This is a genomic window from Bradyrhizobium sp. PMVTL-01, from assembly GCF_051861855.1.
Taxonomy (GTDB): Bacteria; Pseudomonadota; Alphaproteobacteria; order Rhizobiales; family Xanthobacteraceae; genus Bradyrhizobium.
The window spans coordinates 1,330,037-1,343,592 of sequence record NZ_CP193982.1 but is presented as its reverse complement, the minus strand read 5'-3'; the positions used below and the strand labels follow the sequence as shown (position 1 = coordinate 1,343,592).

Annotated in this window: 13 protein-coding genes; 5 read left to right on the top strand and 8 right to left on the bottom strand. The window is 66.8% G+C overall.

The window, feature by feature from the left end:
- Positions 1 to 33 precede the first annotated feature (33 nt).
- Positions 34 to 642 (bottom strand): LemA family protein, encoded by a 609-nt coding sequence (locus ACRQ5Q_RS06335; protein ID WP_439370802.1) that lies wholly within the window; start codon positions 640 to 642, stop codon positions 34 to 36.
- Between the two features lie 176 nt (positions 643 to 818).
- Here ACRQ5Q_RS06335 and ACRQ5Q_RS06330 point away from each other — a divergent pair, with 176 nt between their 5' ends.
- The 3 genes from ACRQ5Q_RS06330 to ACRQ5Q_RS06320 are packed head-to-tail and all read left to right on the top strand — an operon-like array spanning position 819 to position 4,030.
- Positions 819 to 1,673, top strand: coding sequence for an enoyl-CoA hydratase (locus tag ACRQ5Q_RS06330; RefSeq protein WP_439370803.1), 855 nt, complete (start codon positions 819 to 821; stop codon positions 1,671 to 1,673).
- A gap of 5 nt (positions 1,674 to 1,678) precedes the next feature.
- A complete protein-coding gene (locus ACRQ5Q_RS06325) occupies positions 1,679 to 2,818 on the top strand; it encodes an acyl-CoA dehydrogenase family protein (protein ID WP_439370804.1) in 1,140 nt (379 codons plus the stop codon).
- Between the two features lie 15 nt (positions 2,819 to 2,833).
- Positions 2,834 to 4,030, top strand: a complete 1,197-nt coding sequence (locus tag ACRQ5Q_RS06320) for an acyl-CoA dehydrogenase family protein (protein WP_439396526.1) — start codon at positions 2,834 to 2,836, stop codon at positions 4,028 to 4,030.
- A gap of 120 nt (positions 4,031 to 4,150) precedes the next feature.
- Here ACRQ5Q_RS06320 and ACRQ5Q_RS06315 read toward each other — a convergent pair whose 3' ends face one another.
- From ACRQ5Q_RS06315 to ACRQ5Q_RS06305, 3 genes are all read right to left on the bottom strand, one after another.
- Complete coding sequence (locus ACRQ5Q_RS06315) at positions 4,151 to 6,475, bottom strand: xanthine dehydrogenase family protein molybdopterin-binding subunit (RefSeq protein WP_439396525.1); 2,325 nt, start codon at positions 6,473 to 6,475, stop codon at positions 4,151 to 4,153.
- A gap of 111 nt (positions 6,476 to 6,586) precedes the next feature.
- On the bottom strand, positions 6,587 to 7,462 hold the full coding sequence (locus ACRQ5Q_RS06310; protein ID WP_439370807.1) for a dihydrodipicolinate synthase family protein: 876 nt from the start codon (positions 7,460 to 7,462) through the stop codon (positions 6,587 to 6,589).
- A gap of 56 nt (positions 7,463 to 7,518) precedes the next feature.
- Complete coding sequence (locus tag ACRQ5Q_RS06305; protein WP_439396523.1) at positions 7,519 to 8,484, bottom strand: VOC family protein; 966 nt, start codon at positions 8,482 to 8,484, stop codon at positions 7,519 to 7,521.
- Between the two features lie 190 nt (positions 8,485 to 8,674).
- Between ACRQ5Q_RS06305 and ACRQ5Q_RS06300 the strand changes: the two genes are divergently transcribed.
- Together ACRQ5Q_RS06300 and ACRQ5Q_RS06295 are read left to right on the top strand one after the other, a co-directional pair.
- Complete coding sequence (locus ACRQ5Q_RS06300) at positions 8,675 to 9,541, top strand: S1C family serine protease (protein WP_439370810.1); 867 nt, start codon at positions 8,675 to 8,677, stop codon at positions 9,539 to 9,541.
- Entirely contained in the window at positions 9,538 to 9,909 is a 372-nt protein-coding gene (locus ACRQ5Q_RS06295) for a response regulator transcription factor (protein WP_439396522.1), read from the top strand. The genes ACRQ5Q_RS06300 and ACRQ5Q_RS06295 overlap by 4 nt, the downstream gene beginning before the upstream one ends.
- Before the next feature lie 10 nt (positions 9,910 to 9,919).
- Here ACRQ5Q_RS06295 and ACRQ5Q_RS06290 read toward each other — a convergent pair whose 3' ends face one another.
- From ACRQ5Q_RS06290 to ACRQ5Q_RS06275, 4 genes are all read right to left on the bottom strand, one after another.
- Positions 9,920 to 11,161, bottom strand: a complete 1,242-nt coding sequence (locus tag ACRQ5Q_RS06290; protein WP_439396520.1) for an amidohydrolase family protein — start codon at positions 11,159 to 11,161, stop codon at positions 9,920 to 9,922.
- Between the two features lie 29 nt (positions 11,162 to 11,190).
- Positions 11,191 to 12,273, bottom strand: coding sequence for a sensor histidine kinase (locus ACRQ5Q_RS06285; RefSeq protein WP_439396518.1), 1,083 nt, complete (start codon positions 12,271 to 12,273; stop codon positions 11,191 to 11,193).
- Positions 12,260 to 12,952: a response regulator transcription factor gene (locus ACRQ5Q_RS06280; protein WP_183246543.1), complete on the bottom strand. Its 693-nt coding sequence runs from the start codon at positions 12,950 to 12,952 to the stop codon at positions 12,260 to 12,262. The genes ACRQ5Q_RS06285 and ACRQ5Q_RS06280 overlap by 14 nt, the downstream gene beginning before the upstream one ends.
- Positions 12,953 to 13,052: 100 nt before the next feature.
- Entirely contained in the window at positions 13,053 to 13,547 is a 495-nt protein-coding gene (locus ACRQ5Q_RS06275; protein ID WP_439370816.1) for a hypothetical protein, read from the bottom strand.
- Between the last annotated feature and the right edge of the window lie 9 nt (positions 13,548 to 13,556).

The following is a 13,556-nucleotide window of genomic DNA, read 5'->3' as shown; positions in this document are numbered from 1 at the left end:
GGTGGGTGTGGCGCGCATTTGTGCCGAACGCAGCTACTTCGACGGCGCGGGAGCCGGGTTGAAATCCACCTTCGGCGCGGTCGAGATCTCCTTCTCGTTCTCGACCGTGAAGTTCGGCTTCTCCTTGTAGCCGAACGCCATCGCAGTCAAATTGGTCGGAAACGAGCGGATGGTGACGTTATAGTCCTGCACCGCCTTGATGTAGCGGTTGCGCGCCACCGTGATCCGGTTCTCGGTACCCTCAAGCTGCGACATCAGATCCTTGAACAGCGCGTCCGATTTCAGCTGCGGGTAGTTCTCGGTGACGACCAGGAGGCGCGAGAGCGCGGTGGAGAGCTCGCCTTGCGCGGCCTGGAATTTCTGGAAGGCTGCGGGGTCGTTCAGCACCTCCGGCGTTGCCTGGATGCTGCCGACCTTGGCTCGGGCATTGGTGACCCCGAGCAGTACGTCCTTCTCCTGCTGCGCAAAGCCCTTCACCGAGTTGACGAGATTGGGCACGAGGTCGGCGCGGCGCTGATACTGGTTCACGACCTCGGACCAGTTGGCCTTGATCTGCTCGTCCTCGCTCTGGATCGCGTTGTAGCCGCAATTGGTGAGGCTCAGCGAGGCCAGCGCCGCCAGCACGGTGAGGATCTTGCGCATTAAATTTCTCCCGGTGGAATCTGGCGCAAATTACCAGATTGAGCGCGCGGGACGCCAGACCTCTTGCAAACGCGAAAAGCGGCCGACTGACGCAAGCCTCTTGCCTATCAGCGGCCGACATTGTCAACTCGGGCACAACAAGACCATCAACGCCAGGGAACGCCAAGGGGAACGCCATGAGCTCGTTCGAGACCATCCTCGTGGAGCGGCCGGAGCCGGCGATCACCCGGATCGTGATGAACCGGCCCGAGGCGCGCAACGCTCAGAACCTGCAAATGACCTACGACCTCAACGCCGCCTTCGATGCGGCGGTGCAGGACGATGCGGTCAAGGTCATCATTCTCGCCGGCAGCGGCCCGCACTTCTCGTCCGGCCACGATCTGCGTCCCGGCGGCAAGAACGCCGCCGGCGTCGATTTCCCGCCGATCGGAAATTGGGGCGGCTTCGCCGAACCCAATGCCCACGGCCGCTTCGCGCGCGAGCAGGAGATCTACCTCCAGATCACGCGGCGCTGGCGCAATCTGGCAAAACCGACCATCGCGGAGGTGCACGGCAAGTGCATCGCCGGGGGCCTGATGCTGGCCTGGGCCTGCGACCTCATCGTCGCCAGCGACGATGCGCAGTTCTGCGATCCCGTCGTCACCATGGGCGTCTGCGGCGTCGAATGGTTCGTGCATCCCTGGGAGCTCGGGCCGCGCAAGGCCAAGGAGTTTTTGTTCACCGCCGACAGCTGGAGCGCCGAGGTGGCGCACCAGCTCGGCATGGTCAACCAGGTCGTGCCGCGCGCGGAATTGTCGGCGCGCGTGCTGGAGCTGGCGCGCCGGATCGCGGCAAAGCCGTCCTTCGCGCTGAAGCTGACCAAGGAAGCCGTGAACCGCTCGGTCGACGTCATGGGCCAGCCCGCCGCGATCGATCAGGCCTTTGCGCTGCATCAGCTCTGTCACGCTCATAATCTGCAGGAGTTCGGCATGATCGTCGACCCATCCGGCCTGCATCCCTCGGTGCGCAAGCCGCCGGCGGCCGCGGAGTAAATGCGATGGACCTGACCCTCAGTGACGAGCAGCGGCTGTTGCGCGAGAGCGCGGAGCGCTTCGTGGCCGAAAGCTACGATGCCGACCACCGCCGCAAGATGGCGAACGATCCGCTCGGCTACAGCCCTGATGTCTGGAAGCAGTTCGCCGAGCTCGGCTGGCTGGCGCTGCCGATCGCCGAAGAGTTCGGTGGGCTCGGCGGCGGCGCGGTCGAGATCGGCATTTTGATGGAGGCCTTCGGGCGCGGGCTGGTATCGGAGCCCTATGTCGCAACAGTGGTGCTGGGCGCGGCGCTGATCGACCGATGCGGCAGTGCAGCCCAGAAGCAGGGATTCCTGCCGAAGGTTGCGGACGGCTCACTGAAGCTCGCCGTCGCGCATTCCGAGCGCGCCGCGCGGTTCGATCTCGCCAGGGTTGCGACCACCGCCAACAAGACGGCGCAAGGCTGGCGCCTTGCCGGGCACAAGATAGCCGTGCTCGACGGGCACGCCGCCGACGAGATCATCGTCTCTGCGCTCATCCATGATCATCACGGGCCCTCGGGGCGAATCGGGCTCTTCCTGGTGCCGGCGACCGCACCTGGCCTCGTCATCAGCGACTATCCCCGCCTTGGCGGCGGGCACGCCTGCAACATCGAACTATCTGACGTGCATCTGAGCGAAGACGCCCTGCTCGGCGATGGACACGGCGCGCTGCCCGCGATCGAATGGGCCGTCGACCGCGCCATGGCGGCGCTTGGTGCGGAAGCCGTCGGCATCATGCAGACGCTGCTCGATACCACGCTGGAATACACCAAGATCCGCAAACAATTCGGCCGGCCGCTCTCGGCCAACCAGGTGATCCGTCATCGCCTCGCCGACATGGCGATGCAGGTCGACGAGTCGCGCTCGATGGCGCTGCGGGCTGCGTTGAAGGTGGATACGGCGCCGGTCGAGCGCGCGCGCGCCGCCTCGGGTGCGAAGGCGAAGATCGGCAAATGCGCGCGTTTCGTCGGCGAGCAGTCGATCCAGCTTCATGGCGGCATGGGCGTGACCGAGGAGCTCGAGGTCGGCGCCTATTTCAAGCGGCTTGTCGCCTTCGACACGCTGTTCGGCGGCAGCGCGCATCACTATGCCCGCCACGCGCAGCTCGGCCGCTCGGCCTGACACTGGGAGAGCCTCATGGACCTCACGTTCAATGCCGAGGAGTGCGCCTTCCAGAGCGAGGTGCGCGGCTTCATCGCCAGGAATCTCACGGACGAGATGAAGCGCGCCGCCGCGTTGACGCCGTCGGTGTTCTCCGACCCCGACATCGGCATGGCCTGGCAGCGCGCGCTGCACAGGCAAGGCTGGGGCGCGCCGGGCTGGCCGGTCGAATATGGCGGTCCCGACTGGACGCCGGCGCAGCGCTGGATTTTCGAGACCGAGTGCGCACGCGCCGGCGTGCCCAATGTCAACGTGATGGGCGTGAAGATGGTCGGGCCCGTCATCATCGGCTTCGGCACTCCCGAGCAGAAGAATTTCTACCTGCCGCGAATTCTTTCGGGTGAAGACTATTGGTGCCAAGGTTACTCAGAGCCGGGCTCGGGCTCCGACCTCTCCTCGCTGAAGACGCGCGCGGTGCGCGACGGCGACGACTACGTCATCAACGGCACCAAGATCTGGACCACGCATGCCCATCATGCCAACCGCATGTTCGCGCTGGTGCGCACCAGCGACGGGCCGCGGCAGCAGGACGGCATCAGCTTCATCCTGATCGACATGAAGACGCCGGGCATCACCACGCGACCCATCCTCACCATCGGCGGCGACCACGAGGTCAACCAGGTGTTCTTCGACGACGTCCGCGTGCCCGTGGCCAACCGCGTCGGCGAGGAAGGCAAGGGCTGGACCTACGGCAAATATCTACTGGAGTTCGAACGCGGCTCCGGCATTGCCTCGGCAAAGCTGCGCGAGGGGCTGAAGGCGATCGCCGATCTTGCTGCATCCGATTTGACCGGGCGCGCGATCGACAGCCCTGACATCGCCACCCGCATCTCGGAAGTTGAAGTCGACATCGACGCGCTGGAGATGACCGAGCTGCGCGTGCTTTCGGCGCTGCAGACCGGGCAAAATCCCGGTGCGGTGTCGTCGATCCTGAAGCTGCGCAACAGCGAGATCCGCCAGGCCGTGACGCGGTTGGGGGTCGACGTGATCGGCCACGACGCCCTTGCCGTCGAGCCGATGCGCCCGCTCTACAAGCTCAATCACGAGCCGGCGACGCCTGAGGACATGCTGACGGTGGTGCCGGAATATCTCAACGGGCGAGCCTATACCATCTTCGGCGGCACCTCGGAGATCCAGCGCGACATCATCGCGAAGATGATGCTGGGGATTTGAGGGCTACGACTCTCCCCACCGATTGCGAGGAGCCCTTGCGACGAAGCAATCCGGAATCTTTCCGCGGACGGAATCTGGGATTGCTTCGCTGCGCTCGCAACGACGGTGCACATGGTGGTGTTAACCCGCCGCCTTCGCGTCCCGGATCGCCTGCCAGATCTTCTGCGGTGTCAGCGGCGTATTCAGCTGGGTGATGCCCAGCTGGGCAAGCGCGTCCATCACCCCGTTGGTGACGCAAGGAGGGCCGCCGATGGCGCCGGATTCGCCACAGCCCTTGGCGCCGAGCGGATTGGTGCGGCAGGGCGCGGAATCGTCGAGCGTCACCACGATCGGCGGAACGTCGTCGGCGCGCGGGATGCAGTAGTCCTGGTAGCTGGCGGTGAGGAGCTGGCCGTCGGCATCGTAGGAGACGCCTTCATACAGCGCCTGGCCGATTCCTTGCGCGACCCCGCCATGGATCTGGCCAGTCACCAGCATGGGGTTGACGGCGACGCCGACGTCGTCGACCGTGGTGTAGCGCACGACCTTGGACACGCCGGTCTCCGGGTCGATCTCGACCTCGCAGATATGCGTGCCGTTCGGCCAACTCGGCCCGTCGACCTCGCCCTCGGAATCGACGCTGAGCTTGGCGCCGCTCTCCTTCTCGGCGAGGTCGAACAGGCTGATGCGGCGGTCGGTGCCGACCACGGTGAGCATGCCGCCCTGGTACTCGATGTCCTCGACCGAGGTCTCCAGCACGTTGGCCGCCTTCTCGCGCGCCTTCTGGATCAGATCGCTGGAGGAGACCGCAACGGCAGTGCCGCCGACGAACAGCGAGCGCGAGCCCACGCTGCCAAAACCCATGGCGAGATCGGTGTCGCCCTGGACGACGTCGATCTTGTCGACGGGAATGCCGAGCGAGTCGGAGATCATCTGGGTGTAGGTGGTCTGCAGCCCCTGCCCCATCGCCATGGTGCCGGAATGCAGCACGACGCGGCCCTGCGAGGTCGCGTGCAGGCTGACCTTCTCGGTGTGGGCGCGGCCGCCGGTCCACTCGATATAGGAGGTGAGCCCGCGGCCGTAGAGCAGGCCCTTCTTCTTGGCGGCCTTCTTGCGCGCCGCAAAGCCGTCCCAGTCAGCGAGCTTCACGGCCCGGTCGAGCATGTGGGCGAAGGCGCCGGAATCGTAAACCTGCCCCGCCGCGTTGGTGTAGGGCAGCTGCGTCGGCTTGATGTAGTTGGCTTTCCGGATCGCACGCGGATCCATGCCGATTTTTCGCGCGGCGGCGTCGAACAGGCGCTCGACGATGAAGACCGCCTCGGGCCGGCCAGCGCCGCGATAGGCGCCGACGGGCGCGGTGTGGGTCATCACCGACTGCACCTCGAAATGCACCAGCGGCAGGTCGTAGACGCCGGTCTGCACGAACGGCCCGAGCACCAGCGGGATGATGTTGGCCGCACCCGACGAGTACGCGCCGGTGCAGCCGATCGACTTGACGCGATAGGCCAGCACCTTGCCCTTGTCGTCGAGTGCGAACGAGGCGGTCGAGGTCAGATCGCGGCCATGGGTGCCCCCGAGGAACTCGTCGGTGCGGTCGCCGCGCCAGCGGATCTTCCTGTTCAGCTTGGTCGCGGCGTAGGCGACGATGCCGTCCTCGGGATACAGGTTGGTCTTCTGGCCAAAGCCGCCGCCGATGTCGCCGACCAGCACCCGCACGCTGTCCTTGGGACGCTTGAGCACGGCTTCCGCCAGCACGTCGCGGGTCGAGGCCGGAGTCTGCGATTGCACATGCAGCAGCAGTCGGCCGGTCTTCTTGTCGATCTCGGCGATGGTCGAGCGCGGCTCCATCGCGGAGGGCACGAGGCGCTGGCTCACGAGATCGAGCTCGACCGTGTGCGCGGCTTTGGCGAATGCCTCGTCGACTTTGGCGGCATCGCCGTATGACATCGCGCCGACGATGTTGTCGGGCGCCTCGGGCCACACCACAGGTGCGCCGGGTTTTACGGCCTCGACGGGATCCACCACTGCGGGCTGCACGTCGTATTCGATCACGATCGCCTCGGCCGCGCTCTGCGCTTCCGCGCGGGAGGCAGCCACCACGGCCGCCACCGCTTCGCCGGCGTAGCGCACGATCTCATGGGCGAGCAGGCGGCGCGGCGGCACCGTCATCGGCTTGCCGTCGGGGCGCTTGAAGATGCTCAAGGTCGGGATGGCGCCGATGTCGTCCCTGACGAGGTCGGCACCGGTGTAGACCGCGGTCACGCCGGGCATCGCGGCCGCAGAGCTGGTGTCAATCGAGACGATCTTCGCATGCGCATGCGGCGAGCGCAGCACGTACAACCACAGCGCGCCGTCCTCCGCCTTGTCGTCAATGAATTGTCCCTTCCCGGTCAGCAGCCGCTGGTCTTCCAAACGCTTGACGGGCTGGCCCGCTCCGAAACGCAAATTGCCGGGAAGAATGTTCATTCCGTGGGGTCCTCAGGGTCTTTTCGAAATTGCGGGCTGCCTTTTAGCGGATCGATCAGGAGCATGCCAGCCGCGGTTTTGGGCGGGATATCCAAGGATTCGGCATGTCAATCACGCCAGCTCTCTCAGCGCCGCCTCCACGACCTTGCGCGCTTCGGCCGTCAGCGCGGCCTGTGGCGGGACGGGATCGCCGACGTCGTAGCCCTGGGTCGACAGGCCCGCCTTGATGCAGGCGGCGAGGTTGAAGCGGGCGAAGGCCTCGTTGATGCGCCACAGCCGGCACTGGAGCGTCATGGCCTCGTCCCAGCGGCCGGCTTTGCAGAGGTCGTACAGCCTAACGCTCTGGCGCGGGATGATGCAGGCCGGGCCCGCCATCCAGCCGAGCCCGCCGATCAGCATCACCGCGGCCGGGATATGGGCGGAGGCCGAGAACACGCGCAAGCCATCGCCACAGCGGTTCATGATCGAGAGCAGCCGGCCGGTGTTGGTCGAGGCGTCCTTGATGTAGCCGATGCGCGGATGCTCGGCGAGGCGCGCGATCACGTCGAGGGTGAGATCGGAGCGCTGGAATTGCGGATTGGTATAGATGACGACGGGAATGTCCACGGCATCCGCGATGGCGCGGAAATAGGATTCGACCTGGGCATCGGCGAGCGGGAAATACGCCTCCAGGATCGCGAGGATGCCGTCGGCGCCGAGCCTCTGATAGGCCTTCGCCTGCGCCACCGCATCCGCGGTCGCGGTGGAGGCGACGCCGGCCACGACCGGCACACGGCCCTTCGCGGCTTCGATCGTGGTCTGCACGACCGTCCGGCGCTGCGCGGCATTGAGATAGGCGAACTCGCCGGTCGAGCCCAGCGGGGTCAATCCATGTACGCCGGCGCCGATCAGGTCGTCACAGAGCTTTGCGAGCACGCTCGTCCGCACCGTGCCGTGGGCATCAACGGGAGATACGAGGTAGGGAAAGACGCCGTGGAATTCGGACATGTCGGGGGCTCCGGAAGCTGGCACCCCAGAGCTATTAGCAATGCCCGCCCGGGCGATCAAACCTTGAGCAAGCGTACCCGCGTGCCCCAGGGATCGATCGCCTCCACGCCGTCCGCGAGCGCCGTGACTTTCACGCCGCGCTTGCGCAGACGCTCTTCCTGAGCGGCGAGCAGTTCCTGCTTCGCCATCACCAGCGAGAACCAGGCGAGGCCGGTCGTCGAATCGTCGCGCTGGCCGGCGCCCTCGCTCTGCCAGACATTCATGCCGAGGTGATGGTGATAGCGGCCCGACGACAGGAAGGCCGCGCCGTTGCGCTTGCGGGTCGGGTCGAGACCGATCGCGCCGTGATAGAAGCTCTCGGCCTGCGCGAGATCGCCGACCCGCAAATGCATGTGTCCGACGCGCATTCCGTCCGGCGCCTTGGCATAATCAGGCACGCGCGTATTTGTCAGCGACAAGAGGTCGGGGATGTTGAGCTCGTCGGTCGCCATTTTCACGCTGCCCTCGCTCCACTGCCATTGCGAGGGATCGCGGTCGGCATAGACCTCGATGCCGTTGCCTTCGGGATCGTCGAGATAGACGGATTCGCTGACGAGGTGATCGGCAAAGCCCGACAGCTTCACCCGGTGCGAGGCGGCGTGGACCAGCCAGCGCGCGAGGTCCTTGCGGGTCGGCATCAGGAAGGCGGTGTGGTAGAGGCCGGCGGCGCTGCGCGATTCAATCGCGGCATCGGGACGGGCTTCCAGCACCAGCAGCGGGATGCCGCCCGTGCCGAGTTTCGCGGCGGCCGACGAGCGCTCCATCACGGTGAGCCCGATCACGTCGCGGTAGTAGTCGGCAACCGTATCCAGATTCTTGACCCGCAGCGTCACCATGCCGACTCGCATCGGCGTGCGGCTGGCATAGGTCGGTCCGACGCCCTGCGGGTTGCCCTCGGCACGCGCTGCGGCTGCGGCCGCCATCGCGAGCGAGGTAGCACCGGCGAGGTGAAGCAGGGTGCGGCGGGTGAGGTCGATGGTCATCAGTCGGGGCTCGCTGAAAACTGGAGGCCATAGGCGCAATTTCGGGATTGCTACACGTTCCCGTGAGGCGCTCCCAATCACATGTTCGTCGGCCGTGGTCCTACGGGGGCCTGCCTGTTTCCTGGCCACCCGGCCAGTTTCGCAATCGCCCGCGGCATCCCAGATTGAGGACAACTTACAGGAGCCCGCCATGACTGATCTCAGTCCCCTGTCCTCACTGTCGTCCGCGCTCGCGGAATTGGTGGCGCGCACCGCGCCGTCCGTGGTCACCGTGCATTCGCATCGCTCCCGCTCGACCGGCTTCGTCTGGAAGAGCGGCCTGATCGTCACCGCCGACGAGGCACTGGCCGACGAGGGCGATGTCGAGATCGGCCTCGCCGATGGCGGCCGGGTCGCCGCCACGATCGCCGGCCGCGACCACACGACCGACATCGCGCTGCTGCGCAGTGAGGCCGCTATCGCGCCTATCAAGCTCGCAACCACAGTCCCGCCGCTCGGCGCCTTGTCCATCGTGGTTGCCACCCATCGCGAGACGCCGAGCGCCGCGCTCGGAATGGTATCGGCGTCCGGCAAGAGCTGGCGCTCCCTGCGCGGGGGCGACATCGATGCCCGGATCGAGCTGGACGTCCGCCTGCGCGAAAGCCAGCAGGGCGGCCTGGCGCTCGACGCATCGGGTGACGCCTTTGGCATGGCCGTGCTCGGGCCGCGGCGGGTGCTCGTCATTCCGACCGCGACGATCGAGCGTATCGCTCCGCAACTCGAGACGCGCGGCCGCATCGCCCGCGGATATCTCGGCCTCGGGCTCCAGCCGGTGCGGCTCGACGACGGCATCGGCGCGATGGTGATGAATGTCGACAAGGCCGGTCCGTCGGCCGCGGCAGGCATCCGCCAGGGCGATGTGATCGTCGCGGTCAACGACCAGAAACTGTCAGGCGTGCGCGCGCTGTCGCGCACGCTGGGTCCGACGAGCGTCGGAGCCGTGGTCGATGTCGCGGTGCGCCGCGCCGGCGAGCCGGTCAGCTTCAAGGTCACGGTCGGCGAGAGGCCGGAGGCGTGAGCGCGGACAAGACCAGCGAGATCGTGCTCGCGCTGGAGATCGACGATCCAGCGCTGGCCGATCGCCTGACGACGCTGCTCGGCAATGTCGGCGGGATTCGCCTCGCCGCCCCCGGCGAGCGGGCCGCCGCGGCGGTCGTCGCCCGCGATGCACGCAGCATGCCCGAGGACATCGCCTTGACGCAGCGGGAGCTCGACGTGCTGGCGCTGATGGCCGAGGGCGCGTCCAACAAGATGATCGCGCGCCAGCTCGGCATCTCCGTGCACACCGTGAAATTCCATGTCGGCTCGCTGCTCGACAAGCTGGATGCCACCGGCCGCACCGACGCCGTCGCGCATGCGGCGCGCCGCGGCGTGATCGAGCTGTGAGCCGCGTGGATCAATCGCCGGCGGCAATCTGCGCCAGCTGGCGCATGCGGCCGGTGTCGACGATGCGGCCGTGGCTGATGACGACGCGCGGGGGGCTGTGGAAACGCAGCGCCTCGGTGACATCGCCTTGCTCGAGCACGACCAGATTGGCCGCACAGCCGAGCCCGAGACCGTAGCGTTCGAGGTTGATCGCCGCCGCCGCGCGCGTGGTGATCATGTCATACAGCGTCTCGAACTCGCTCCCCCCGGTCATCCAGAGCAGATGCGAGGCGAGGAACGCCACTTCCAGCATGTTGTTGCGACCCAGCGGGTAGTAGGCGTCGGAAATGTCGTCCTGGCCGAGGCAGACATTGATGTCGGCGGCCAGGAGCTCCTTCACGCGCGCATGCAGCGGACCGGTGTGGGGATTGCTGACGACGCTGACGCGGGCCTCTCCGAGCAAGGCCTTCAGCTCCCGCAGATAGTTTTCGGGATAGAGCGCCATTGCCCGGCAGTGATGCGCGAGCGCCCGGCCCTCAACACCGCGGGCGATCACCGCGCGCGCCATCATGTCGAGCGTGCGCATATCGGCATCGCCTACGTCATCCAGCAGCATCGAGATTTCGGCTCCGTGCTCGGCCGCAAGGTCGAAGCAGAACGCGACATGGCGGCGCATGTCCTCTTCATCGGGCTCGATCCACGGAATACCGCCGACGACGTCGGCCCCGAGCGTCATCGCCTTGCGCATCAGGTCGGCCGCGCCGGGCTCGCGAAACAGGCCGTCCTGCGGGAACGCCACGACCTGGACATCGACGATGCCGCGAAACTCCTCGCGGATGGCGAGCAATGCCTTGACCCCTTCGAGCCGCGCCTTGGTGTCGACATCGGCAAAGGCGCGAATGTGGAGATTGCCGTGGAGCGCGGCGAGCGCCACCGCGCGCCGCGCGTTCGGGACGATCCAGGACGCGTCATAGTTGTTCTTCACCACCGCGGCGAGCTCGACCGCCTTGGCCGCCTCGCTCATGCCGCCGCCCTGATAGGCCTCCAATGCCGCCTCCGACATCATCGGCAGGGTCCAGACCTTGCAGAGATGCAGATGCGGATTGACGAAAGCGGGCGTGACCAGACCGCCCTTGGCATCGACGAAGGATTGGGCGCCAGTCTCCGGCCGGCCGCCGATTGCGGTGATCACGCCATCGGTGATGGCGATGTCGACGACCTCGCGGCTGCGGGTGTGGGCGTTGGTGATGACGAGGTCTGGCAGGCGGGACATTGCAGGACTTCCACTCGATACCAGTGCGATCATGCAAGTTGGGGGCCGGTACGCGGAAACTGGAGCCGCACGGTCAGCCCCGGCGCATTGTCATGCAGCGCAATCTCGGCGCCATGAAGGCGCGCCACGGCGGCGACGAGGCTGAGCCCGAGGCCGTTGCCCGGCGTGTAGCGGCTCTGCTCGAGCCGGTAGAAGCGCTTGAAGACGTGATCGCGCGCCTCGGTGGGAATGCCCGGTCCATCGTCGGCGATCGCGATCACCGCGCCGCCATTGGCATTGCGGCAGGTCACCGTCACCTGCCCGCCCTTGCGGCCGTGCTTGATCGCGTTGTCGACGAGATTGGCGACGGCGTCGAACAGCAGGTCGCGGTCGCCGGTGATCGCCACCTCGCGGTCGCCATCGAGACCGAGGCGGGTTGTGACCTCCTCGGCGGCGGCGTCGTAGAGCTCGACGACCTCGCCGGCGATCTCGGTCAGGTTCAGCGCGCGAAAGGCGCTCCGGCGTGCGCGGGTCTCGATCTCAGAGATTCGCGTGATGGAGGCGAACATGCCGAGCACGGCATCGAGATCGGCGATGGTGTCGCCGATCAGCGCCGCGTCGGCCTCGCTGTTGCGCGGGGTGTGATAGGCCTTCTCCAGCCGGCCGCGCATACGCGTCAGCGGCGTGCGCAGATCGTGAGCGACATTGTCGCTGACCTGCTTGACCTCGCCCATCAGCGTCTCGATGCGGTCGAGCATCTGGTTGAGGTTTTCGGCGACACGGTCCCACTCGTCGTGACTGCCGCGCAGCGGAATGCGCCGGTCGAGGCCGGACTGCATGATGGCACGGCTGGTCGCGTTGATCTCCTCGATCCGGCCGACCGTGCGCCGTGTCACCAGCACCGCCGCCAGTCCGGCGAGGACGAGGAGCAGCACGGCGACCGCGACCATCGCGAGCTCGATCATGCCGGTGAAGCCATCGTGATCGACGGCAGCGCCGAGCCGGCGCTCCACATAGGCGAGCGTTCCGACATAGACGTAAGCCATGATCGCCGCGACGATCAGCCCGAATGCCGCAATCGCCATCAGCGCCAGGCGGAAGGTCGAGGAGCGCAGGGTCTTAGCCAGGAGCACGGAGGCAATATCCGATGCCGCGGATGGTGTGGATCAGCGGATAGGCCTGGGCGTCATCGACCTTGCGGCGAACGCGCCCGACATAGACGTCGATGATGTTGGTGGAGGGGTCGAAATGCAGGTCCCAGACGTGCTGGAGCAGCATGGCGCGGGAGACGACGCGGCCCTCGTTGCGGACGAGATATTCGAGCAGCTGGAATTCGCGCGGCAGCAGCGGGATCTTGCGGCCGCGGCGGCTGGCGCTGCGTGCGATCAGGTCGATGGCGAGGTCGCCGACGCGCAGCAGCGTCTCCTTGGCGATGGTGTCGCTGCGGCGGCCGAGGGCCTCCAGCCGCGCCAGCAGCTCGACGAAGGAGAACGGCTTGACCAGGTAGTCGTCGCCGCCGGCGCGCAGGCCTCGGACGCGATCGTCGACCTCGCCGAGTGCGGAGATGATCAGGAAGGGCGCGGCGATGCCGTCGTCGCGCAACTGGCGCATCACGGTGATGCCATCGATGTCGGGCAGCATGCGGTCGATGGTGATCACGGCATAGTCGCGCGCGGCGCCGTGGCTGAGGGCCTCGCGGCCGGTGGCGGCGAGATCGACGTCGTAGCCCGAGGTCGTCAGCTCCTCGACGAGCTGGCCTGCGGTTTCCGGATCGTCCTCGACGACCAGGATGCGGCGGTGACCTCCGGTCATGCAAAACTCCGCGCGACGATCGCCGCCAGACTATCCCGTTCCGGGGCTGAGCGGAACTGCCCGGCGGCGATCGCGACAATGGTGCGGTACGGCGATGCGACTACCAGTAGTCTCCGCACACATTGACCCATTGCCATCCCCACGGCGTCCAGCTCCTGCGCCAGCAGCCGTCATAGTAGCCGGCGTAGATGAAAGGTGCTCCGAAGAAGAAGCGATGGTGGTGCCGGAAGAAGGCGTGGCGGCCGATGAAGGACCTGCCGTGCCAGCCCGTGCCGGCAAACCGCGGTCCAAAGGCAGCGCGGGTCGCCAGCGGAGCTCCGGCAAACCGGGGGCCGATGGCGGCGCGAGCGGCCATTGGCGAACCGACGAAGCGGGCCCCACCGAAATGGGCGCCGCCCATGCCGCCAAATCGCATGCCCCCGCCACCCATGCCGCCACCGCCGACATGCATGCCGCCACCACCGAAGTGGCCACCACCGCCGAAGCCGCCGTGACCTCCGCCGCCGAAGCCGCCACGGGCGAGCACTGGGGAGGAGAGCGCCATCACCGCGGCGACCGTCACCGCAGTGAGGCCTTTGAGAAGCCTGTTGTCCATCGAAGCATC

Bases quoted from the DNA above. Each gene is read 5' to 3' on its own strand.
- ACRQ5Q_RS06310 (WP_439370807.1), bottom strand. From the start codon at position 7,462: ATGTCCGAATTCCACGGCGTCTTTCCCTACCTCGTATCTCCCGTTGAT.
- ACRQ5Q_RS06290 (WP_439396520.1), bottom strand. From the start codon at position 11,161: ATGTCCCGCCTGCCAGACCTCGTCATCACCAACGCCCACACCCGCAGC.
- ACRQ5Q_RS06335 (WP_439370802.1), bottom strand. From the start codon at position 642: ATGCGCAAGATCCTCACCGTGCTGGCGGCGCTGGCCTCGCTGAGCCTC.
- ACRQ5Q_RS06300 (WP_439370810.1), top strand. From the start codon at position 8,675: ATGACTGATCTCAGTCCCCTGTCCTCACTGTCGTCCGCGCTCGCGGAA.
- ACRQ5Q_RS06305 (WP_439396523.1), bottom strand. From the start codon at position 8,484: ATGACCATCGACCTCACCCGCCGCACCCTGCTTCACCTCGCCGGTGCT.
- ACRQ5Q_RS06320 (WP_439396526.1), top strand. From the start codon at position 2,834: ATGGACCTCACGTTCAATGCCGAGGAGTGCGCCTTCCAGAGCGAGGTG.
- ACRQ5Q_RS06330 (WP_439370803.1), top strand. From the start codon at position 819: ATGAGCTCGTTCGAGACCATCCTCGTGGAGCGGCCGGAGCCGGCGATC.
- ACRQ5Q_RS06315 (WP_439396525.1), bottom strand. From the start codon at position 6,475: ATGAACATTCTTCCCGGCAATTTGCGTTTCGGAGCGGGCCAGCCCGTC.
- ACRQ5Q_RS06280 (WP_183246543.1), bottom strand. From the start codon at position 12,952: ATGACCGGAGGTCACCGCCGCATCCTGGTCGTCGAGGACGATCCGGAA.
- ACRQ5Q_RS06325 (WP_439370804.1), top strand. From the start codon at position 1,679: ATGGACCTGACCCTCAGTGACGAGCAGCGGCTGTTGCGCGAGAGCGCG.
- ACRQ5Q_RS06275 (WP_439370816.1), bottom strand. From the start codon at position 13,547: ATGGACAACAGGCTTCTCAAAGGCCTCACTGCGGTGACGGTCGCCGCG.